The sequence below is a fragment of the Streptomyces sp. CA-179760 genome (assembly GCF_050937045.1).
In the GTDB taxonomy this organism is placed as follows: Bacteria; Actinomycetota; Actinomycetes; order Streptomycetales; family Streptomycetaceae; genus Streptomyces.
In genome coordinates, this window is the sequence record NZ_JBNJLZ010000001.1 from 3,114,449 (window position 1) to 3,135,911 (window position 21,463).

Genomic DNA, 21,463 nt, shown 5'->3' on the forward strand with positions numbered 1-21,463 from the left:
CACCGGGTTTCGTACGGGAAGGACCTCCGGGTGCCTGTCTTCACACGCTTGCGCCAGTCATCGCGACCCGTCGACGCTCCGTCCGAGGCAGAGCCAGAGACACCCGGTGACGAGAGGCCGGAAGAGGAGACAGCGGCGAACGAGCGGGAGCCGGGCGGCAGATCCCGCCTCGCCCGCCTCCGTACCTGGCGCACCCGTCACCCCCGAGCCGCCCGCGCTCTGACCCTGGTCACCACCACCTTCGCCGCCGCCCTGATCCTCGGTGCCCTGCTGCTGCCCAACACGCTCCCCGCCGTCGGGCCGAAGAGCTTCACGCGCATACCGGCCGAGGCGGTCATCGGCGCCGTCGTCGTGCTGTGGCTGCCGCGACGGCCCCGGCTGGTCGCGGCGGCGCTGTACGGGCTCGGCCTGACCGCGCTGACCGCCGTGAACCTGCTCGACATGGGGTTCAACGAATACCTGGGCCGTGGCTTCAACGCCGCCCTGGACTGGGACCTGCTGCCCGACGCCCAGGCGTACGTCGGGGACACGCTGGGCGGGGGTGTCGCGACCGCCGCCGCCGTCGGCGCGATCGTGCTGGTCCTGCTGCTGGCGGCCGTCATGGTCGCGGCGACGGTCCGGCTCAGCGATCTGCTCGTCCGCCACCGGCCCCGGGCGGCCCGGGGCGCGCTGATCGCCGGCGTCGTCTGGGTCACCTGTTCCGCCCTGGGCCTGACACTCCTCGGAGGGCCGATCGCCTCCGAGCGAGGCGCCGGAGCCCTCCGGGTCCACGCCCAGCGGACGGTGCAGTCCCTGCGCGACGAGGCGGCCTTCGCGAAGCACGCCCAGGCGGACACCTTCGGCAACACCCCGCCCGGCCAGCTGCTGCCCGACCTGCGCGGCAAGGACGTCGTCTTCACGTTCATCGAGAGCTACGGCCGCAGCGCCATCGAGGACCCGATCATGGCACCCGGCGTCGACCGCACCCTCGACACCAGCACCAGGGCCCTGGCGAAGGCCGGCTTCGCCGCCCGCAGCGGCTGGCTGACCTCGGCGACCTACGGCGGCAGCAGCTGGCTCGGCCACTCCACGACCATGTCCGGCCTGTGGATCGACAACCAGCGCCGCTATCGCACGGTCACCGCGGGCGACCATCTCACCCTCACCAAGGCGTTCCGCAAGAGCGGCGCCTGGGACACGGTCGGCGTGATGCCCGGCGTGCAGAAGGGCTGGCCGGAGGAGAAGTGGTACGGCCTCGACAAGCTCTACGACGCCTACGACCTGGGGTACAAGGGCCCGAAGTTCAGCTGGTCGACCATGCCCGACCAGTACGCCCTGGAGGCGTTCCAGCGTCAGGTGCACGGCAGGAAGCGCGACAAGCCGCTGATGGCGTTCGTCATCCTGACCTCCAGCCACCAGCCCTGGGCGCCCATCCCGAAGATGGTCGGCTGGGACGAACTCGGCGACGGCTCACGCTTCGACGCCATCGAGAAGGCCGGCAACAAGGCGTCGGACATCATCACCGACACCACCAGGTCCCGGCAGGAGTACGGCAAGTCCATCCAGTATTCGGTCACCAGCCTCACCCAGTGGCTGGAGCGCTACGGCACCGACGACACCGTCCTGGTCTTCCTCGGCGACCACCAGCCCATGGCCCGGGTCAGCGGCACCCGCGCCAGCCGGGACGTGCCGGTCTCGATCGTCGCGAAGGACCCGAAGGTCCTCGACAAGGTCGCCGACTGGAACTGGACGGAGGGCCTCAAGCCCGACCGCGACGCCCCGGTGTGGAAGATGAGCAGCTTCCGCGACCGCTTCCTGAAGGCGTACGGCTCCACACCGCACCGCTCGAAAGGCTGATCAGCCGCCGTCAGCCGCCGGAGGTGTCGAGTTCGGCGTCCTCGCCGACCCCGGCACAGTCGTAGGGGTCCTTCAGCCAGCCGTCCGGCAGCACCACCCGGTTGTTGCCGGACGTACGGCCCCGGGGCCCGTCGGCACCGACGGGCCAGGCCTGGTCGAGGTCCAGCTCGTCCAGCCCGGACCGCAGCTCCTCCAGCGAGGACGTGATCGCGAGGCGCTTGCGCATCTCGGAGCCGACCGCGAAGCCCTTCAGATACCAGGCGACGTGCTTGCGGAAGTCGATGACGCCCCGCGCCTCGTCCCCGATCCACTCCCCGAGCAGCGTGGCGTGCCGGACCATGACGTCGGCGACCTCGCGCAGGGTGGGGCGGGCGATGTCCTGGGTGCGCCCCTCGAAGGCGGCGACCAGGTCGGCGAACAGCCACGGCCGCCCGAGGCAGCCCCGCCCCACGACCACACCGTCGCACCCGGTCTCGCGCACCATCCGCAGCGCGTCCTCGGCCGACCAGATGTCGCCGTTGCCGAGCACGGGGATCTCCGGCACGTGCTCCTTCAGCCGGGCGATGGCGTCCCAGTCGGCGGTGCCGCCGTAGTGCTGGGCGGCGGTGCGGCCGTGCAGCGCGATGGAGGTGACGCCCTCCTCGACGGCGATCCGGCCGGCGTCGAGGAAGGTGATGTGGTCGTCGTCGATGCCCTTGCGCATCTTCATCGTCACCGGCAGATCACCGGCGCCGCTGACGGCCTCGCGCAGGATGGCCCGCAGCAGGTGCCGCTTGTACGGCAGCGCGGAGCCGCCGCCCTTCCTCGTGACCTTCGGCACCGGGCAGCCGAAGTTGAGGTCGATGTGGTCGGCGAGGTCCTCTTCCGCGATCATGCGGACGGCCTTGCCGACGGTCGCCGGGTCCACGCCGTAGAGCTGGATCGACCGGGGCCGCTCCGTCTCGTCGAAGTGGATGAGCTGCATGGTCTTCTCGTTGCGTTCGACCAGCGCCCGGGTGGTGATCATCTCGCTGACGAACAGGCCCTTGCCCTCGCTGAACTCCCTGCACAGGGTGCGGAAGGGCGCGTTGGTGATCCCGGCCATGGGAGCCAGGACGACGGGGGGCCGGACGGTGTGCGGGCCGATCTGCAGGGGCGTGGACATGCATCCATTGTGCCGTGCAATGAGATGGCAAAATTCGTTAGTTAGCCACACTATCGAAATCGGCGTACGATGGCCCGCATGCCCGAGCTCAGCCCCCGCCGCCGCATGCTCGTGCTCGCGATCTGCTGTATGAGCCTGCTGATCGTGAGCCTCGACAACACGGTCCTGAACGTGGCCCTGCCGTCCATGCAGCAGGACCTGCACGCGAGCACGTCCGGCCTGCAGTGGACGATCGACGCCTACACCCTGGTCCTGGCCTCGCTGCTGATGCTCGCGGGCTCCACGGCCGACCGGATCGGCCGCAAGCGGGTCTTCATGGCGGGCCTGATCGTCTTCACCCTCGGCTCGGTCCTCTGTTCCCTCGCACCGAACCTGGAGGCGCTGGTCGCCTTCCGGATGATCCAGGCGGTGGGGGGCTCGATGCTGAACCCGGTCGCCATGTCGATCATCACCAACACGTTCACGGACCCACGCGAACGGGCCCGGGCGATCGGCGTGTGGGGCGCGGTCGTCGGCATATCGATGGCCGCCGGCCCGCTGGTCGGCGGCCTCCTCGTCGACTCCGTCGGCTGGCGCTCCATCTTCTGGATCAACCTGCCGGTGGGCCTGGCCGCCCTCCTCCTCACCCTGCGCTTCGTCCCCGAGTCCCGCGCCGCCAAGGCCCGCCGCCCCGACCCGGTCGGCCAGCTCCTGGTGATCGCCCTCTTCGGCTCCCTGACGTACGCGATCATCGAGGCACCGACCGCGGGGTTCACGTCGATCGCCCCGCTCGTCGTGGTCGCCCTGGCCGCCCTCGCCGGTCTCCTCTGGTACGAACCGCGTCGGGCGGAGCCTCTGATCGACCTGCGCTTCTTCCGCTCGGCCCCGTTCAGCGGGGCCACGGCCATCGCCGTCAGCGCGTTCGCCGCACTCGGCGGGTTCCTCTTCCTGTCCACGCTGTACCTCCAGAACGTCCGTGGCTTGACCGCCCTGGAAGCGGGCCTGTGGATGCTCCCGATGGCGGCCCCGACGTTCCTCTGCGCCCCGCTCTCCGGCCGCCTGGTCGGCACCCGCGGCCCACGCCTCCCGCTCCTGATCGCCGGCTTCGCGATGACCGCGAGCGGCGTACTGTTCGCCGCGTTCGAGGCCGAGACCTCCAACGTCACCCTGCTCATCGGGTACGTCCTCTTCGGTATCGGCTTCGGGTTCGTCAACGCGCCGATCACCAACACGGCGGTGTCCGGCATGCCGCGCGCCCAGGCGGGTGTGGCCGCCGCGGTCGCCTCCACGAGCCGCCAGCTCGGGCAGACGCTGGGCGTCGCGGTGGTGGGTGCCGTGCTCGCCTCCGGCGTGGGCTCGTCGTCGTACCGGGAGACGTTCGTGTCGGCGGCCCGGCCGGGGTGGTGGATCCTCGCGGCTTGCGGGTTCGCGGTGCTGGCGCTGGGCGCGGTGACGAGCGGGCGGTGGGCCCGGGGAACCGCCGAGCGGGCCGCGGAGAGGCTGGAGGCGGCTGAGGTGCGGGATGTGATGGTGACCGCGGACCGAGCCACCTAGGGCCTGTCGTTTGGATCAGGTCGCAGGAAACTGACGGTTCCTGGAAATCGCCGGTGAGCGGGGTCTGGTGCGTGCAGCTGCAAGGCGGAGGAGGGCGGCGATGCGGAGCATCGGCAACCGACGACAACGCGGCAGATGCGCGTGCCGGACCCCGCGTCTGCGGCGTGATCCAAACGACAGGCCCTAGTAGTGCTTCGTTAGGTTCTGGGCTGTCTGTGGCTTCTTCGGGGGTTGGGCAGGGGGCGTCCGCAGGTGGTGCAGGTACCGGTCCAGCACCTGAGCAGGTCCTGAAGAATGTCGAGGACCTGGTAGAGGGTCAGGCCGGTGTGCGGACTTTTGGGTCGAGCCGCCTGAGGGTGAGGAAGGCCTGGGCGGCGGTGACGAGGGTGACGTGGTGGTGCCAGCCGCGCCAGGTGCGGCCCTCGAAGTGGTCCAGTCCCAGGCCATGCTTGAGCTCGCGGTAATCGTGCTCGATCCGCCAGCGCATCTTCGCCCACCGCACCAGGTCAGCGGCCGGTGTGGTGGCGGGCAGATTCGATATCCAGTAGTCCGTCGGAGTGTCCTGGCCCTCCGGCCATTCAACGAGGAGTGTCTGGACGGGCAGGACACCGTCCCACTGGTTGCGGCCGCCGCCCGCCGCCTGGGCTGCGGCGAGGGACTGCTTGCCCGCGGGCCGCACGCTCAGCACCGCGAACCGTGAGGTCATCGCGCCTTTGCTGCCCTGCCGCCAGGTCACCTCGGTGAACCGCTCCGCACCCGCCTCCGCTGCGAGGACGCAGACGGCTCGTGGTGGGGTGCGATAGCGGGGAAGGGTGGGCGGCCCGAGCCCACCGTAAGCAGGCTGGTGCGGCTCGGTATTCTCCGGGTGAGCGACTTCCTTCCCGTTCAGGGCCAGAACAAAGGACAGCCCTCGCTCCTCAAGGCCGAGCCGGAAGGGGGTGCTGACGCCGTATCCGGCGTCGGCGACCACGACCGGCGCCTTCAACCGCCAGTCGGCGAGCGTGTCCAGCAGGCCGAGCGCGAGACGCCACTTCTCCTGGTGCACCACCTCGTCGGGGACTCCTGCTCTGCGGCATCGGTCCGGCTCATCCGTCCACTCACGCGGCAGATACAACTGCCACTGCAACGGGCACGAGGCGGTGTCGGTGGCGGCATGGACACTGACCGCGACCTGGCAGTTCGCCCGTTTGCCGAGTGCTCCGCAGTACTGGCGGGCCACTCCGGCCGACGCCTTGCCGCACTTGGGGAACGACACGTCGTCGATCACCCACACCTCAGGTGTGATCACCTCGGACAGCCGCTCGGCGATCCGCTGCCTGACCGGCAGCGGATCCCACGGCGACTGGTTCACGAACTGCTGCAGGGCCTGCATGTTCCCGTCCGGCAGACGCTCGGCCATCGGCTGGACCGACTTGCGCCGGCCATCGAGCATCAGGCCCCGCAGATAACACTCGCCCCACCGCCGCTGATCCCGCCGCGGCAACGACCCGAACACATCGGCAACGAACTCCGCCAACTCACCCCGGAGCCGTTCCACCTCCCCCAACCTCACCCCGGGAAGCTGCCCACAATCAACCGAGATCACTCAACGTAACGAAGCACTACTAGCCGTGGTTTGTTGCCCATTCGACAACACGGGGCGTATCCACGGCGGTTAGGTGAGGAATCCTACGGTTGAACCGTGAAACTCATTCCACCGTCCGCGACTTGCCACCCCGCAGTGAGCAGCAGAAACTGTAAATGAAGACGTAGAGCCCACCGATGGTCCGACTCTGCGCCGCCCCGGCCAGTACGGAAAAAGGGGCTGAGCCGGTGGACAACACCCTGCACATCCTCCTCGCCGAAGAGGACGCGGAAGCCGAACATGTCGCGGAGCTGACCGCCTGCCTGCGCGAGGAACTGCTCGATCTCGATGTGGACGACGTCACGACGCTCCCCGGCGGGGAGGTCCCGCCCGGAGCGCGGGCCCTGGACGTCACCCAGATCGGTGCCCTGCTGGTGACCCTGGGCAGCTAGTACGTCTACAGGCACGTACAGGAGCAGAACCCCAACCAGAGGCCGAAGAAGGTCGCTGACGTGCGGACTGGCGCCGGACGCCTGGTCGCTGGTCGCGGCCCGGGTCGCGCAGGGAGCATCGGCCGCCGCGATGCTGCCGCAGGTACTGGCCACCATCCAGGCGACCACGACCGGCCCCCGGCGTGCCAGGGCCATGGGCCTGTACGGGGCGACCGCCGGGCTGTCCATGGTCGCCGGACAGATCCTGGGCGGGGTCCTCGTCGCGTCCGACCTCGCGGGGACCGGCTGGCGCTCGGTGTTCCTCGTCAATGTGCCGGTCGTCCTCGCCGGCCTGGTGCTGGCCGTCCGGGTGGTGCCGGAGACCCGCTCGCCGCGGCCGGAGCCGGTCGACGTCCCCGGCACGTTCCTCCTCGCGGCCGACATCGCCGGTACCGGCTGGCGCTCGGTGTTCCTCGTCAATGTGCCGGTCGTCCTCGCCGGCCTGGTGCTGGCCGTCCGGGTGGTGCCGGAGACCCGCTCGCCGCGGCCGGAGCCGGTCGACGTCCCCGGCACGTTCCTCCTCGCGGCCTCGCTGCTCACCCTGCTCGTGCCGCTCACCGAAGGGTGGGCGGCGGGCTGGCCGTTGTGGACGTGGCTGTCGCTGGCCGCGTTCCCGTTCGTGGCGGCGGCGTTCTACGCGGTGGAGCGCGGGGCCGACCGGGAGGGCCGTACGCCGCTGGTCCCGCCGAGCCTGTTCGCGCTCACCTCACTGCTCCGCGGACTGCTGCTCGTTCTGCCCTTCTCCATCGGCTTCAGCGGCTTCATGTTCGTGATCGCGGTGGCCCTGCAGGAGGGCGCCGGGCTCGGCCCGGTCGCCGCGGGCCTGGCGCTCCTGCCTCTGGCGGTGGTGTTCTTCGTCTTCTCCCTGCTGGGCCCGCGGCTGGTCGCCCGGTACGGGACTCGGGTGGTGACGGCCGGTGCCGTGCTCCAGGGCGTGGGCCTGGCGCTGATGGCCCTGGCCGCCTGGCGCTTCTGGCCGCACCTCGGTTTCGTCGAACTGCTCCCGGGCGCGGCGGTCGCCGGCGCGGGCCAGGCACTGCAACTGCCCGTCATCTACCGGGTCATCCCTCTCCGAGGTGCCACCCGCCCGCGCCGGTGTCGGCAGCGGCGTGATGATCACCACTCAGCAGTCGGCGCTGGCCCTCGGCGTGGCCACCCTGGGCACGCTGTTCCTGTCTCTGGTCCCCGGGATGGGCATGCGGGACGCCCTGGTCACGACGCTGCTGGTGCAACTCGGCGGCGTGGTGCTGACGGGCCTGCTGAGCCTCAGGCTGCCGCGTACGGTCGTTTGAGGTCCCTCACGGCCTGATAACTCGCATCCGGGGAAACCCTGTTGATGTTGGTCTTGCCGCACACTCCTTACTGCGAGCGAGCCGGACGGGCCGGATTCCTGGACGCGGGAGGCGTCATGACGCAGATCGACACCAGCAAGGTCAGCCGCTGGGACCAGCACGGCCGCGAACACGTGGTGTGGGTTCAGCGCACGGGCATGCAGCGCACGATCAGATGCGACACCTGCGGCTGGCGCAGAGGAGCGCAGTTCCTGCCCTGGCTGAAGGCGGAGGAGCACCTGGCGGAGGCCCACCAGGCGACCGTGGACCCGACAGCGGCCTGAAGGGCAGGGCGGGCCGACTCTAGTAGAGGATCGAGGGCATGTACGCCCCGGCGGGCTCGTTGTACAGACCGATGGTCATCAGGCTCATCAGCTGCACGACCTTGAGGCCGTTGGACAGGCACCACCTGAGCAGCGCGCTGTCGCTCGCGGGTACGAGGATGCCCGGACCGCCGAACTGCGGGGCCGCCGCGATGAGGGCGTGGAGGTCTGGGGCGGTCTCGCCCACCGCGTGCGCGAAGAAGGCCAGGTCGGTGGCGTATCCCGTGACCCGTCCTGCACGCTCGACGACCCGAGCGGTGCCCTGTTTCAGCGCGTCGGCGACCTCACCGCCCCGGTCGACGCCGTGGACCTCCCGGCACACGTCGTTGCAGGCTCCGAGGTCCGCGTCCGTGGCCTCCCGCACCTGGTACCCCGGCATCGCGCGCCCGATCGGCGGGCCTTGCACACAGGCCACCGTGGCCCGGTGGGCGAAGCCCAGGCTCACGTACAGCGAGAACGATCTGTTGTGGTAGCCGCTCTGCAACAGCCGGATGCCCGGCGCCCCCCGCTCGTCGGCCCGCTCCATCACGTCCCGCATCAGGCGGCGGCCCAGGCCCGCGTTCTGCACGGTGGGGTCGACGGTGACCGGCCCGACGCCGACGACGGCCGAGCGCTCGTCGAGGAAGTTGCTGCCCACGATCCGCCCGTCGAGCTCGGCGACGACACTGTAGAAACCGGGGTGCGTCAGGGCTCCCTCGATCAGCGCGACACCCACGTCGGGGCTCGGGATGTCGGGCGGGAAGGCGTGCTCCCCGGCGATGCCGGCGAAGGCCTCGTAGCAGATCCTTCCGCACTCCGCAGCGTCGTCCGAAGTGCCCGGGCGCAGTATGAGATCCACGATCGCCATCCCCTTTTCTCAGCGCACCCCGCTTCTCAGCGCACCCCGCGCGGCGACCCACCCCTCACTTCCCATCCTGTGCCCCTTCCGGTCGTCGCGCACCCGGTACGGCGATCCCCCTCAGGGCTGCGGCCCCCGCACCACCAGGTCCGTGACCGCCTCGAACTCCCCCTCCACACCGGGCTGCTCCCACTCCCGCGCACAGCAGGGGTCGTGGAACCTCCCCGTCGCCTGGAACACCGCACGGGCCGAGGCCTCCGGGTCTGTGACGGTGAAGCTGCCGGTATCCACCCCGCACTGGATGATGCGGGCCGGCTGGGCGGTGAGGTCGGTGATGTGCTCACCGACCGCTGTGCCGGCCTCGTCGGTGAGGACCAGGTACGTGGCGAACGGTTCCGGGTCCTCGCCCGCCTTGCGGCGCTTCGCGTCGAACAGCGCGGCGAGCCAGTCCCGCAGCCGGGCCTCCGGGGCGCTGCCGCCGGTCACGATGCCGGAGAGCTCCCCGGACGTGCGGTCCAGCCAGCGCTTGGTGACCGCCTCGCGCAGCGCCGCCTTGGTCCGGAAGCGGCGGTAGACACGATATTTGCCACCCCGCCCGACGACTCCCGGCTACCGACCACCGCTTACCGACCACCGACTACCGCCCCGTGAACGCCAGCTTCGCCCCCAGCGCCACGAACGACCCCGCGAACCCCCGCCGCAGCCACGCCATCACCCGGGGCCGCCCGATGACGTGACTGCGTACCGAGGCGGCCAGCACGCCGTACAGGGCGAACACGACGAAGGTCGCCAGCATGAACACCCCGCCCAACCCCAGCATCCGCACCACCGCGTGCGGCTCCCCCGGACTCACGAACTGCGGCAGGAACGCGAAGAAGAAGATCGTCAGCTTCGGATTGAGGAGGTTGATCAGCACACCCCGCACGATCACCCGCCGAGCCGGCACCGCCGGTACCGCCGACCCCGGCGCGGACGCCCGCTCCTCCTCCACCACGAGCGCCTCCTTGTCCCGCACGGTCGCCCACGCCATGTACAGCAGATACGCGACCCCGGCGTACTTCAGCACCTCGAAGGCGGTCGCGCTGGCGTGCAGCAGGGCGGCGACGCCGGTGACCGTGGCCAGCAGATGCGGCACGATCCCGAGCGTGCAGGCGACGGCCGCGACGACACTGGCGCGGCGGCCCCGGGAGAGCGCGGCGGCGAGGGTGTAGACGACGCCGGTACCGGGCGTGACGACGATGACCAGTGTGGTCAGCAGGAACGCGATACTCATGCGCCCACCCTGGCGCGGCGCCACCGGCGGGAAACAGGTCCAATCGGCCGCCCAGCTGGAGGACCACTCCCCCATGAACGCGAAAGCGCCGGGCCCCTCCGAAGAGGGACCCGGCACCGACGTGCACGAGAAGGCGATCAGCAGCCGATCAGACGAGCCGCCAGGTACCCCTCGATCTGGTCGAGGGACACCCGCTCCTGCTTCATCGAGTCACGCTCGCGGACGGTGACCGCGTTGTCCTCGAGCGTGTCGAAGTCGACGGTCACACAGAACGGCGTGCCGATCTCGTCCTGACGACGGTAGCGGCGGCCGATGGCGCCGGCGTCGTCGAAGTCGATGTTCCAGTTCTGGCGCAGCGCCTGGGCGAGGCCCTTGGCCTTCGGGGACAGCTCCGGGTTCCGGGACAGCGGGAGCACCGCGACCTTGACCGGCGCGAGGCGGTGGTCGAGGCGCAGCACGGTGCGCTTCTCCATCTTGCCCTTGGCGTTGGGTGCCTCGTCCTCGACGTAGGCGTCGAGCAGGAAGGCGAGCAGCGACCGGCCGACACCGGCCGCGGGCTCGATGACGTACGGCGTCCAGCGCTCGCCGGCTTCCTGGTCGAAGTAGGTGAGGTCCTGGCCGGAGGCCTTGGAGTGGGCACCGAGGTCGTAGTCGGTGCGGTTGGCGACGCCCTCGAGCTCGCCCCACTCACTGCCGCCGAACTGGAAGCGGTACTCGATGTCGGCGGTGCGCTTGGAGTAGTGGGAGAGCTTCTCCTTGGGGTGCTCGAACCACCGCATGTTCTCCTCGCGCAGGCCGAGACCGGTGTACCAGTTCCAGCGCTGCTCCATCCAGTACTCCTGCCACTTCTCGTCCTCGCCCGGCTTGACGAAGAACTCCATCTCCATCTGCTCGAACTCGCGGGTGCGGAAGATGAAGTTGCCGGGCGTGATCTCGTTGCGGAAGGACTTGCCCATCTGGGCGATGCCGAACGGCGGCTTGCGGCGCGAAGTGGTCTGCACCTGGGAGAAGTTGGTGAAGATGCCCTGCGCGGTCTCGGGCCGCAGGTAGGCGACGGAGCCGGAGTCCTGCGTCGGGCCGAGGTGGGTCGACAGCAGGCCGGAGAACTGCTTGGGCTCGGTGAAGGTGCCCTTGTTTCCGCAGTTGGGGCAGTTGAGGTCCGCGAGCCCGTTCTCCGGGGCGCGGCCCTTCTTCTCCTCGTAGGCCTCCTCCAGGTGGTCCGCGCGGAACCGCTTGTGGCAGGAGGTGCACTCGGTGAGGGGGTCGGTGAACGTGGCGACATGGCCGGAGGCGACCCAGACCTCGGGGGCCAGGATGACGGACGAGTCGATACCGACCACGTCCTCGCGCGACGTCACCATGTAGCGCCACCACTGGCGCTTGAGGTTCTCCTTGAGCTCGACACCCAGCGGGCCGTAGTCCCAGGCGGCACGCTGACCGCCGTAGATCTCACTACAGGGGAATACGAAGCCACGGCGCTTGCTCAGGCTGACGATGGTGTCGATCTTGTCGGCGGCCACGGTGCTCTCTTCATTACGACGACGGGCGACGAAGCGAGTTGCTTCCAGCGAATGGTTCAGGTTACCGGCGGGGACGCCCCCTCAATCAAATCGCTCCCCCTCAGCGACCGCCAGAGGGCCGCGAACCCTGTTTCGGCCCCAGTTCAGGGCGTTTGTTGACAACGGTTTCCATATTTGTTGAAAATGAGTGTCATGAACGTACGACGACGCCTCATACCCGCCGCCGCGGCCGCCTCTCTCGGCCTCGGCGCTCTCACCGCCTGCTCCAGCGACAGCGCGGCGACGGGCAACACGGAGAAGTTCGACGTCGTCGCGTCGTTCTACCCGATGGCGTTCCTCGCCGAGCAGATAGGCGGCGACCACGCGAACGTCACCAGTCTGACCGAGCCGGGCCAGGAGCCGCACGACCTGGAGATCAGCACCCAGCAGCGCGCCCAGCTCGAAGAGGCCGACGCGGCGCTCTTCCTCAAGGGCCTCCAGCCCGCCGTCGACGAGGCCGTCTCGCAGACCGGCATCCAGACGAAGATCGACGCGGCCTCGCTGACCCACCTCGAGGACCACGGCGGCGCCGGTCACAGCCACGAGGGTGAGGAGGGCCACTCCGAGGAGGAGGAACACGGCCGCGACCCCCACGTCTGGCTGGACCCGGTGAAGTACGCCGAGATCGCCCAGGGCGTCGGCAAGGCCTTCGAGAAGGCCGACCCGGACCACGCGGCCGACTACAAGAAGAACACCCAGGCCCTGGTCAAGAAGCTGAACGGCCTGAACAGCGACTTCGAGAACGGCCTGAAGGACTCCAAGTCCAAGGTCTTCTTCACCAACCACGCCGCCTTCGGCTACCTCGCCGAGCGCTACGGCCTCACCCAGGAGGCCATCTCCGGCGTCGACCCCGAGAGCGAGCCGAGCGCCGCCCGGGTCAAGGAGCTCCAGCAGGAGGCCAAGGCCGACGGCGTCACCACCGTCTTCTACGAGACGCTGGTCTCCGACCGCACAGCCAAGACACTGGCCCGCGACGCGAACCTGAAGACGGACGTCCTCGACCCGCTCGAGGGCATCACCGACAAGTCCCGCGGCGACGACTACTTCCAGGTCATGGAAGCCAACCTCAAGGCCCTGCAGACGGCTCTGGGAGCCAAGTGACCCACCCATCGGAGGACGGCATGACCGAGCCCGTCGTATCCCTGCGCGGCGTCCGCGCTGACCTGGGCTCGCGCCCCGTCCTGCGCGGCATCGACCTCACCGTTCATCGCGGTGAGGTCGTCGCGCTGCTCGGCGCGAACGGCTCCGGCAAGTCCACGGCCGTGCGCAGCGTCATCGGCCAGGTGCAGACCGGCGCCGGCGAGATCGAGCTGTTCGGCACGCCTCGCGCGCGGTTCCGTGACTGGCACCGCGTGGGCTACGTCCCGCAGCGCACCACGGCCGCGGGCGGCGTGCCCGCCACGGTGACCGAGGTGGTCTCCTCCGGCCGCCTGTCCCGGGCCCGCTTCAGCGTGCTGCGCAAGGCCGACCGCGAGGCCGTACGACGCGCCCTGGACCTCGTCGGCATGGCGGACCGGGCCAAGGACTCCGTCGACGCCCTCTCAGGCGGCCAGCACCAGCGGGTCCTGATCGCCCGCGCGCTCGCCTCCGAGCCCGAGCTGCTGATCATGGACGAGCCGATGGCGGGCGTCGACCTGGCCAGCCAGGAGGTGCTCGCGCACACCCTCACCGAGCAGGTCTCCCAGGGCACCACCGTGCTGCTCGTGCTGCACGAACTGGGCCCGCTGGAGCCCCTCATCGACCGGGCGGTCGTCCTGCGCGACGGCTGCGTCGTGCACGACGGACCGCCCCCGAAGGCGGTCGGGCAGCACGCCCTCCCCGGCCACGACCACGTACACCCGCACGCGCCGGCGGGCGCCGAACCGATCCGTACGGGACTGCTGAGCTGATGGACTTCCTCGACTACGCCTTCATGCAGCGGGCCCTGCTCGCCGCCGTCCTGGTCGGCATCACGGCCCCAGCGGTCGGGATCTACCTGGTCCAGCGCCGCCAGGCCCTGATGGGCGACGGCATCGGCCACGTGGCGATGACCGGCGTCGGCCTCGGCTTCCTGCTGACCTGGTCCCCGGTGTGGATGGCGACCCTCGTCTCCGTCCTCGGCGCAGTCCTCATGGAGCTGATCCGCTGGTACGGCAAGACCCGCGGCGACATCGCCCTCGCGATGCTCTTCTACGGCGGCATGGCGGGCGGTGTGATGTTCATCAACCTCGCGCCGACGGGCTCCAACGCCAACCTGACGTCGTACCTGTTCGGCTCCCTGTCGACGGTGTCCGAGTCGGACGTCACAGCGATCTGTGTACTGGCCGCCTTCGTCGTCCTGGTCACGCTCGGCCTGCGCCGGCAGCTGTTCGCGGTCAGCCAGGACGAGGAGTTCGCCCGGGTGACGGGCCTGCCGGTGCGCGCCCTGAACCTGCTGACGGCGATCACCGCGGCCGTCACGGTGACGGTGGCGATGCGCGTGGTCGGCCTGCTGCTGGTCAGCGCGCTGATGGTGGTGCCCGTCGCGGCGGCCCAGCAGATCAGCCGCAGCTTCGCGGCCACCTTCGTGATCGCCGTCGCCATCGGTGTGAGCGTGACGATCGGCGGCACGGTCACCTCGTACTACCAGGACGTCCCGCCCGGTGCGACGATCGTATTGCTGACCATCGGCGCGTTCATCGTGCTGACGGCACTCGCGGCTCCGCTGGCCCACCGCCGCGCCCGCGCCCGGACTTCCGCGCAATCCGCCCATGACCCCGGCGAGTGCGCGATTCCGGGTACCCGGGGAGCGGCCGACGAAGTCGGCGTCTGACCGCCCCCACCCCGGGCTGGCACAATGACCCGGGCAAGGCAGACGTGAGGAGGCAACGGTGACGACCGCTGGACCGTCCGTGAAGGGCCGCGCCACCCGGCAGCGGGCCGCCGTGTCGGCGGCCCTGGAAGAGGTCGACGAGTTCCGCAGTGCGCAGGACCTGCACGACATGCTCAAGCACAAGGGCGACTCGGTCGGGCTCACCACGGTCTACCGCACGCTGCAGTCCCTCGCCGACGCCGGTGAGGTCGACGTCCTGCGTACGGCCGACGGTGAGTCGGTCTACCGGCGTTGCTCCACCGACGACCATCACCATCACCTCGTGTGCCGCGGGTGTGGCAAGGCCGTCGAGGTGGAGGGTCCGGCCGTGGAGAAGTGGGCCGAGTCCATCGCGGCGGAGCATGGCTACGTCAACGTGGCTCATACGGTGGAGATTTTCGGGACCTGTGCGGATTGTGCGGCGGCCTCCGGCGGTTGAGCGGTTGATCGCCGTGAGGGGTGCGCCCGGTCGCCGACTGCGGGTGCGTTGCAGCCGTTCGCGCAGTTCCCCGCGCCCCTTTCAGGGGCGTGACGCTCAGGCCCGGTTGAAGCAGCGCTCCAGTTCCTTGAGGTCGTAGAACTTGCTGCCCTTGGTGATGGGGTGGCAGCCGGTCTTGAAGGGCGTCTCCTTCTCGTTGTAGAGCATGCGCACGAGGTAGGTGTTGCCCTTGCGGAAGACGTCCCACTGGATGTTCGAGGCCATGGGGGCGACGGAGGCGCCGCGCCAGGTGTTGCCGGCGTAGGTGTAGGGCCTCTCGGCGGTCACCCCCTGCGTGCTGCCCGGCAGCTTCATCAGCGCGGCGAGCGGGATGATCTCCTCGGCGTGGGTGAAGCGGAGTTCGGCGCCCAGGTCACTGGTGCCGGCGCGCTTGGCCTCGACCTGCTTGAAGAAGTCGTCGAGGAGGACGTCCGCCATCTTGTACGTGATGTCGCTGTCGGCGAAGCCGGGGCCCTTCTCGTAGAAGTCCTCGACGTCGCTGAGGTATCCGAACCAGGCGGCGTCGCCGCGCGAGATGTACCGCTCCATTCCCCAGCCCTTGCCGCCGGGGCTCTCCTCGCTCATGGCCGGGGCGATGGCGTACAGGTTGTAGACGGCCTGCGCGGCTTCGACCTCGGTTCCGATCGAGGCGAACTCGCCGTCGGTGATCCGCTGGACGAAGGCCGGAGTGAAGAGCCCGCGCAGGACGCTGCGGGCGGCCCGGTGGGTCTTCGGCTGGTCGGTGAGGCTCTTGAGCGTGTCCGCGAGGCGCTGGTCGCCCGCGATGTAGTCGCGGTAGGCGGCACCCCCGGCCGCCTTGTGGAAGTAGAGCAGGTTCTCGTCGGCGCGGGCCGGGCCGATCTGCGGCTTCAGCTCCGGGTCGGTGTTCCCGAGGGTCGCCGCGAACAGGTTGCCGCTGTCGACGGCCCGGCCCTGCCCGGAGCTGACGACGTCGACTTTCTCGCCGTCCCTCGCGATCTGCCGGAACAGCCCCGGCAGCCGCTGCTCCATGCGTACGGCCGTGCCCTCGATCTCCCGCTTGCCGCGGCCGCTGAGGCTGCCGTAGCCGACCTTGGCCATTTCGGCTTCCAGAGCCCGCACCTGGGGCCCGAACTCCCGCCCCTCACGCGTGAGCTGCCCCTCGGCCCGGGCCTTGTCCCACAGGGCGAGGATCAGGTCGCCGTCCTCGCTGTCGGTGGCGGCGCGGGAGCCGTGCCGGGAGACGTTCTCGGTGAAGACGGGCGTGAAACCGGCCGGGGGCCGCTGGTAGGAGTGGGTGTTCTGCCGCGGGGCGTAGGAGGCCTTGGTGCCGAAGCTGTCCCGGACGGCGCCGGAGTCATGGCCGGTGCGGTGGTCCGTCGCCTGGGCGGCCGACGGGGCCACCACCAGGGTCGCGAGGCCGAGGGCCAGAGCGGGGGTGAGGCGTCTCATGGAGGTGCCGTTTCGTTCATGGCCGCATCAAAGCGACTGATGCGGCAGACCGGGTGATCCGACGCATCGTCGAGTCGGTGCGTGAACGCCGCGTGGCTCGATGGCGGCCGGGCAGTGGCCGACTGTCCTGCCCTTGCCAAAGGTTTCTCAGGCGGACGGTACGAGGCCCCGGGCGGTGAGCCCCCGGCGGACGAGCAGCGACAGGGCGGAGGTGGCCAGGATGACGACGCCGCCGATGCGCAGGAGGAGGTCGTAGGCGCGCTCCGGACCGGTCTCCGGGGTGAGGGAGGTGATCGCCGCGGCCACGGCGGCCAGACCGATGGCGCCCAGGGTGACGAGGGCCGTGAGGACGACACCCGAGGCCTCGCCGGCACGTGCGGGCGGGACGACCTGCTGGGTGGCCACGCTGGCGAAGGTCCAGCCCAGGCCCAGGCCGAGCGCGCACCAGGTGAAGACGGGCAGGTAGACCCACCATGACCAGGCCCAGCTCAGCCCGATCATGCCGGTGCCCGCGATGGTCCCGGCCAGGGCCATGACGCTGGTGGGGCGCATCCGGGTGGAGAGCCAGGCGCCGATGGGCCCGGCGCAGGCCACCATCACGGCCGGGGCGAGGAACACCGTGCCTGACAGCAGCGCCGACAGGCCCCGCACCTGCTGCAACTGCAGGGTGGCGAGGAACACGGTGACGGCGTAGCCCGTGTTGGCCACCGACCCCATCACGGTGACGAGGTCGAAGGGGATGTTGCGGAAGAGCCGGAAGTCGACCAGCGGATGCCGGCAGATCCGCTCCCGCAGGACGAAGAGCGCACCGGCCACCACCGCGACGCCCAGCAGGGCGAGGGTGCGCGCGTGGTCCCAGCCCCAGGCGCTGCCCCGCTCCACGGCGAGGGTCAGCGCGGCCAGGCTGATCACGACGGCCACACAGCCGGGCAGGTCGATCTGGCGGGGAGCGCTCTCGTCCCGGGAGTCGGGGACGTACCACAGGGCGATCAGCAAGGAGAGGGCGCTGAGCGGAGCCAGCAGCCAGAAGATCCACCGCCAGCCGGGCCCGTCGGTGAAGCCACCGCCGACGAACGGCCCGAGGGCGGTGCCGACGTTGGCGACCCCGAACATCGCGCCGAGCGCCCGGGCCCGGGTCTCCTCGGGGAAGGCGTTGCTGATGACGGAGACCGACACGGGAAAGATCAGCGCCGCGCCCGCGCCCTGCACCACCCGGGACACGACGAGGACGCCCAGGGTGGGCGCGAGAGCACAGCCGACGGAGGCGGCGGCGAACAGGCCGATCCCGATCAGCAGGATCGGACGGCGGCCGAGCAGATCGCCCAGCCGCCCGCCGACGATGAAGAGACAGCCGACGGCGAGCATGTAGGCGGACAGCGTCCACTGGGCCGCCGAGACCGTCGTGTCCAGCTCGGCGGAGATGCCGGGGATGGCCAGGTTCAGCGCGAAGAAGTCCAGCTGGATGCAGAACAGGGCGAGCGAGGCCGCGACGAAGGCCCCGGCCCGCTTGGGAGCGGTCCCCGAGGGGCGCTGACGGCCGTCGAACCCATCCCCCAGCACACCGCCGGTGGGGCCCGGCTGCCACCGGAGGGCGGCCGGGCCGACCGGCTCTACTCCTGTTTGCCCTCCATGGCCAGCAGCTCCTCGTTCGGGATGGCCCCGCCGAACCGCCGGTCGCGCGAGGCGAACTCCAGGCACGCCCGCCACAGGTCACGCCGGTCGAAGTCCGGCCACAGCACATCCTGGAAGACCATCTCGGCGTAGGCGCTCTGCCAGATCAGGTAATTGGAGGTGCGCTGCTCACCGCTCGGGCGCAGGAACAGGTCCACGTCCGGCATGTCCGGGTAGTACATGTACTTCGAGAGGGTCTTCTCGTTGACCTTGGACGGGTCGAGCTTCCCGCTCTTGACGTCCTCGGCCAGTGCCTGCGCGGCGTCGGCGATCTCGGCCCGCCCGCCGTAGTTCATGCAGAAGTACAGCGTCAGCTTGTCGTTGTTCTTGGTCTGCTCCTGGGCGATCTGCAGCTCCTTGGCCACGGAACGCCACAGCTTGGGCATCCGGCCCACCCAGCGCACCCGGATGCCCAGCTCGTCGAGCTGGTCGCGGGTCTTGCGGATGAAGTCCCGGTTGAAGTTCATCAGGAAGCGCACCTCGTCCGGCGACCGCTTCCAGTTCTCGGTGGAGAAGGCGTACAGGGAGATCGCGCCGACGCCCATCTCGATGGCGCCCTGGAGCACGTCGAGCACCCGCTCGGCGCCGACCTTGTGGCCCTCGGTGCGCGGCAGGCCCCGGTCCTTCGCCCAGCGGCCGTTGCCGTCCATGACGATCGCCACATGCTTCGGTACGAGCTCTCCGAGCTTCGGCGGCCGTGCGCCGGAGGGGTGCGGCTCCGGCGTCCTGTACTCCCGGCGCTGCCGCCCCAGGATCCCGCGTACGGCCATGTGTCTCTCGCTCCTCGTGCTCGCTTGCTTCTGGGCTGCTCTACTTCTCGACGTAGCGCAGGGAGCGCAGCCCGCGCTCCATGTGCCAGTGCAGATACGCGGACACCAGCCCGCTGCCCTCGCGGACGTACCGCGCCTCGCACGCGTCCGCGGTGTCCCAGTCTCCCGTAAGCAGCGCGGCGAGGAGTTCGAGGGCCTGGGGCGAGGGTACGACGCTGCCGGGCACCCGGCAGTCCACGCAGACTGAACCGCCCGAGGCGACCGAGAAGAACCGGTTGGGCCCGGGCATTCCGCACTTCGCGCAGTCCGTGAAGCTCGGGGCGTACCCGTTGACGGCGAGGGAGCGCAGCAGGAAGGCGTCGAGCACGAGATGCGGGGCGTGCTCTCCCCGGGCGAGGGTCCGCAGCCCGCCGACGAGCAGCAGATACTGCTGCACGGCCGGCTCGCCCTCGTGATCGGTGAACCGCTCCGCCGTCTCCAGCATGACGGTCCCGGCCGTGTACCGCGCGTAGTCGCTGACGATCCCGCCGCCGTACGGCGCGATGGTCTCACTCTGCGTGCACAGCGGCAGGCCGCGCCCGATCAGCTCGCTCCCCTTCGCGAAGAACTGCACGTCGACGTGCGAGAAGGGTTCGAGGCGCGCACCGAACTTCGACTTCGTCCGGCGCACGCCCCGGGCCACGGCCCGTACTCGTCCGTGACCGCGTGTGAGCAGCGTGATGATCCGGTCCGCCTCACCCAGCTTCTGGGTGCGCAGCACGATGCCGTCGTCGCGGAACAGGCTCATGGCGTCATTCTCGCAGGGTCACCGGGGCACCCGGGCTACCCGGGTCAAGGGACCTCACCCCTGCTGCGGGCGTTGGCGTACGCCGTCGCCGCGCTCAGCCGCTCGGCCTGGGTGGCGTGCCGGACGGCGCCGGGGTCCACGTCCCATTCCCTCCCGCCGCCGTACGGCCGCAGCTGCACGTAGGGCCCCTCATGCCCCATGACGATGCCGATGCGTCCGCTGCGGGTGTCCACGACATACGCGCCGACCGGGGGCTTCATCGCAGCACCGCCGCGAGCCGCCGGGCGGTCTCCACGGAACACCGGCCCAATTCCACGAGCGGACAGGGTGCTTCCCGCGCAAGACTCACCGGGTCCAGCCCCAGTGAGGGCAGGGTAATTCCTGCCTTCGCGAGTTCTGCCCGCAATTCTTTCACCGCGTCCTCCGCTTCTTCGACGCAGTGCGCCGAGTGTCGTGCCTCCACCGTGCTCCCCTTCCTTTTGGATTTTCACTCTTCGCATCCCCACGGTGACGCTCCGCGCCTACACTCGGGAGGGGTCTGTGCCCTACAACTGCGGGGCAGCACAAAGGGGTTCGGCAATGGCCAACGGTTCTCGTCAGGCAGCGTGGGAGTTCTTCGGCACGGAGCTCAAGCGACGGAGGGAGGACGCGGGGATCACCCAGGCGGAGCTGGGGCTACGGGTTTTCGTCTCCGGCGGATACATCGGCCAGTTCGAACAGGCCATTCGCAAGCCACAGTTGGATGTGGCGCAGCGGATCGACGGGGTGCTGCAAACCGACGGTATTTTCGAGCGGCTGTGCAGGAAGCTGATTGACGATAAACGGTATGCGGATTATTTCGCGCGAGCGGCGGAGCTGGAGGCGCAGGCTACGAAGATCTGCGAGTTCGCGCCCGCGCTGGTGCCGGGTCTGCTGCAAACACCGGCCTACGCGAGGGCGGTCACGCTGGCGATGAACCCGTTCGCTCCGGACGAGTTCATCGACGAGAAGGTGTCGGGCCGTATGGAACGCGCCCAGATTCTCAAGGACGCTACACGCCCCGTGTATTGGGCAATCCTCCATGAGAACGTGCTGCGAATCCCGGTCGGTGGACCGGCCGTCATGGCGGAACAGCTAGAGCACGTGGTGGCACTGGCGCGAGAGCGGACGGTGATGGTGCAGGTGCTGCCGTACACGGCTGGGGCGTACTCCGTGATGACCGGCGATCTGCGGCTCATGGAGTTCGCAGACGCACCGCCGACGGCCTATACAGAAGCCGTGTATTCGGGGACCCTGCTGGACGATCCACCCGTGGTGAAGCGGGTGCAGTCGGCCTACGATCTGCTCAGGGCTGCCGCGCTGTCGCCGGAGGCGTCCCTGGACCTGATCGAATCGGCGGCGGAGGACTTCAGACGATGCGCGAGTACGACCTGACCACCGCACACTGGCGCAAGAGCAGCTACAGCGACGGCAACGGCGGCAACTGCGTCGAGGTCGCCGACGGAATCCCCGGCACCGTCCCCGTCCGGGACAGCAAGCTGGCGGACAGCCCTGTGGTCCTGGTCGGGGCCGCCGCCTGGGGCGCGTTCATACGTCACCACAGCCACTGAATCGATCCGGACGTG

At 69.8% G+C, this 21,463-nt stretch carries 21 protein-coding genes and 2 pseudogenes; 11 read left to right on the forward strand and 12 right to left on the reverse strand.

Translation table 11 applies throughout. The features are described 5' to 3' along the window. Nucleotides 1-30 precede the first annotated feature (30 nt). Complete coding sequence (locus ACQEV8_RS13930) at nucleotides 31-1,836, forward strand: sulfatase-like hydrolase/transferase (RefSeq protein ID WP_432960003.1); 1,806 nt, start codon at nucleotides 31-33, stop codon at nucleotides 1,834-1,836. 10 nt (nucleotides 1,837-1,846) lie between these two features. Here the strand turns inward: ACQEV8_RS13930 and dusB are convergent, their stop codons facing one another. Beyond that, complete coding sequence (gene dusB, locus ACQEV8_RS13935; protein WP_432960005.1) at nucleotides 1,847-2,980, reverse strand: tRNA dihydrouridine synthase DusB; 1,134 nt, start codon at nucleotides 2,978-2,980, stop codon at nucleotides 1,847-1,849. A gap of 78 nt (nucleotides 2,981-3,058) precedes the next feature. Between dusB and ACQEV8_RS13940 the strand changes: the two genes are divergently transcribed. Continuing rightward, nucleotides 3,059-4,513, forward strand: coding sequence for an MFS transporter (locus tag ACQEV8_RS13940; RefSeq protein WP_432960007.1), 1,455 nt, complete (start codon nucleotides 3,059-3,061; stop codon nucleotides 4,511-4,513). A gap of 316 nt (nucleotides 4,514-4,829) precedes the next feature. On the opposite strand, the gene ACQEV8_RS13945 is transcribed toward ACQEV8_RS13940, so the two are convergent. Beyond that, nucleotides 4,830-6,065, reverse strand: coding sequence for an IS701 family transposase (locus ACQEV8_RS13945; RefSeq protein ID WP_432959818.1), 1,236 nt, complete (start codon nucleotides 6,063-6,065; stop codon nucleotides 4,830-4,832). Nucleotides 6,066-6,325: 260 nt separating this feature from the next. On the opposite strand from ACQEV8_RS13945, the gene ACQEV8_RS13950 reads away from it, so the two are divergent. From ACQEV8_RS13950 to ACQEV8_RS13960, 3 genes and pseudogenes are all read left to right on the forward strand, one after another. Further along, nucleotides 6,326-6,529, forward strand: a complete 204-nt coding sequence (locus tag ACQEV8_RS13950; RefSeq protein WP_432960009.1) for a hypothetical protein — start codon at nucleotides 6,326-6,328, stop codon at nucleotides 6,527-6,529. Nucleotides 6,530-6,581: 52 nt separating this feature from the next. Next, a pseudogene (locus ACQEV8_RS13955) lies at nucleotides 6,582-7,860 on the forward strand (MFS transporter); the annotation flags it as partial. 116 nt (nucleotides 7,861-7,976) lie between these two features. Further along, nucleotides 7,977-8,183 (forward strand): hypothetical protein, encoded by a 207-nt coding sequence (locus ACQEV8_RS13960; protein WP_432960011.1) that lies wholly within the window; start codon nucleotides 7,977-7,979, stop codon nucleotides 8,181-8,183. A 19-nt stretch (nucleotides 8,184-8,202) separates the two neighbouring features. Here ACQEV8_RS13960 and ACQEV8_RS13965 read toward each other — a convergent pair whose 3' ends face one another. From ACQEV8_RS13965 to ACQEV8_RS13980, 4 genes and pseudogenes are all read right to left on the reverse strand, one after another. Continuing rightward, the gene (locus ACQEV8_RS13965; RefSeq protein ID WP_432960013.1) at nucleotides 8,203-9,069 is read right to left on the reverse strand and encodes a GNAT family N-acetyltransferase; all 867 of its coding nucleotides are present in this window, start codon (nucleotides 9,067-9,069) and stop codon (nucleotides 8,203-8,205) included. A 111-nt stretch (nucleotides 9,070-9,180) separates the two neighbouring features. Next, nucleotides 9,181-9,636, reverse strand: a pseudogene (locus tag ACQEV8_RS13970) (TetR/AcrR family transcriptional regulator); the annotation flags it as partial. 61 nt (nucleotides 9,637-9,697) lie between these two features. Continuing rightward, nucleotides 9,698-10,333 (reverse strand): LysE family translocator, encoded by a 636-nt coding sequence (locus ACQEV8_RS13975; protein ID WP_432960015.1) that lies wholly within the window; start codon nucleotides 10,331-10,333, stop codon nucleotides 9,698-9,700. Between the two features lie 137 nt (nucleotides 10,334-10,470). Next, nucleotides 10,471-11,853: a glycine--tRNA ligase gene (locus tag ACQEV8_RS13980; RefSeq protein WP_432960017.1), complete on the reverse strand. Its 1,383-nt coding sequence runs from the start codon at nucleotides 11,851-11,853 to the stop codon at nucleotides 10,471-10,473. Nucleotides 11,854-12,045: 192 nt separating this feature from the next. Between ACQEV8_RS13980 and ACQEV8_RS13985 the strand changes: the two genes are divergently transcribed. The 4 genes from ACQEV8_RS13985 to ACQEV8_RS14000 are packed head-to-tail and all read left to right on the forward strand — an operon-like array spanning nucleotide 12,046 to nucleotide 15,161. Then, nucleotides 12,046-12,993 (forward strand): metal ABC transporter substrate-binding protein, encoded by a 948-nt coding sequence (locus ACQEV8_RS13985; RefSeq protein ID WP_432960019.1) that lies wholly within the window; start codon nucleotides 12,046-12,048, stop codon nucleotides 12,991-12,993. A 20-nt stretch (nucleotides 12,994-13,013) separates the two neighbouring features. Then, entirely contained in the window at nucleotides 13,014-13,781 is a 768-nt protein-coding gene (locus ACQEV8_RS13990; RefSeq protein ID WP_432960021.1) for a metal ABC transporter ATP-binding protein, read from the forward strand. Further along, a complete protein-coding gene (locus tag ACQEV8_RS13995) occupies nucleotides 13,781-14,683 on the forward strand; it encodes a metal ABC transporter permease (RefSeq protein WP_432960023.1) in 903 nt (300 codons plus the stop codon). Before ACQEV8_RS13990 ends, ACQEV8_RS13995 begins: the two co-directional genes overlap by 1 nt. Nucleotides 14,684-14,741: 58 nt before the next feature. Further along, nucleotides 14,742-15,161, forward strand: a complete 420-nt coding sequence (locus ACQEV8_RS14000) for a Fur family transcriptional regulator (RefSeq protein WP_432960025.1) — start codon at nucleotides 14,742-14,744, stop codon at nucleotides 15,159-15,161. Between the two features lie 96 nt (nucleotides 15,162-15,257). Here the strand turns inward: ACQEV8_RS14000 and ACQEV8_RS14005 are convergent, their stop codons facing one another. The 6 genes from ACQEV8_RS14005 to ACQEV8_RS14030 all read right to left on the reverse strand — a co-directional run bounded on the left by ACQEV8_RS14005 (nucleotide 15,258) and on the right by ACQEV8_RS14030 (nucleotide 20,322). Beyond that, nucleotides 15,258-16,631, reverse strand: coding sequence for a histidine-type phosphatase (locus ACQEV8_RS14005; protein ID WP_432960027.1), 1,374 nt, complete (start codon nucleotides 16,629-16,631; stop codon nucleotides 15,258-15,260). Between the two features lie 147 nt (nucleotides 16,632-16,778). Continuing rightward, the gene (locus tag ACQEV8_RS14010) at nucleotides 16,779-18,191 is read right to left on the reverse strand and encodes an MFS transporter (RefSeq protein WP_432960029.1); all 1,413 of its coding nucleotides are present in this window, start codon (nucleotides 18,189-18,191) and stop codon (nucleotides 16,779-16,781) included. A 50-nt stretch (nucleotides 18,192-18,241) separates the two neighbouring features. Next, the gene (locus ACQEV8_RS14015) at nucleotides 18,242-19,072 is read right to left on the reverse strand and encodes an isoprenyl transferase (RefSeq protein ID WP_432960031.1); all 831 of its coding nucleotides are present in this window, start codon (nucleotides 19,070-19,072) and stop codon (nucleotides 18,242-18,244) included. A 40-nt stretch (nucleotides 19,073-19,112) separates the two neighbouring features. Further along, a complete protein-coding gene (recO, locus tag ACQEV8_RS14020; protein WP_189723392.1) occupies nucleotides 19,113-19,859 on the reverse strand; it encodes a DNA repair protein RecO in 747 nt (248 codons plus the stop codon). 44 nt (nucleotides 19,860-19,903) lie between these two features. Then, entirely contained in the window at nucleotides 19,904-20,119 is a 216-nt protein-coding gene (locus ACQEV8_RS14025) for a hypothetical protein (protein WP_432960034.1), read from the reverse strand. Beyond that, on the reverse strand, nucleotides 20,116-20,322 hold the full coding sequence (locus ACQEV8_RS14030) for a hypothetical protein (RefSeq protein WP_229845541.1): 207 nt from the start codon (nucleotides 20,320-20,322) through the stop codon (nucleotides 20,116-20,118). The genes ACQEV8_RS14025 and ACQEV8_RS14030 overlap by 4 nt, the downstream gene beginning before the upstream one ends. 116 nt (nucleotides 20,323-20,438) lie before the next feature. Here ACQEV8_RS14030 and ACQEV8_RS14035 point away from each other — a divergent pair, with 116 nt between their 5' ends. Next, nucleotides 20,439-21,272: a helix-turn-helix domain-containing protein gene (locus ACQEV8_RS14035; RefSeq protein WP_432960036.1), complete on the forward strand. Its 834-nt coding sequence runs from the start codon at nucleotides 20,439-20,441 to the stop codon at nucleotides 21,270-21,272. Further along, nucleotides 21,254-21,448, forward strand: coding sequence for a DUF397 domain-containing protein (locus tag ACQEV8_RS14040; protein ID WP_432960038.1), 195 nt, complete (start codon nucleotides 21,254-21,256; stop codon nucleotides 21,446-21,448). The genes ACQEV8_RS14035 and ACQEV8_RS14040 overlap by 19 nt, the downstream gene beginning before the upstream one ends. Nucleotides 21,449-21,463 lie beyond the last annotated feature (15 nt).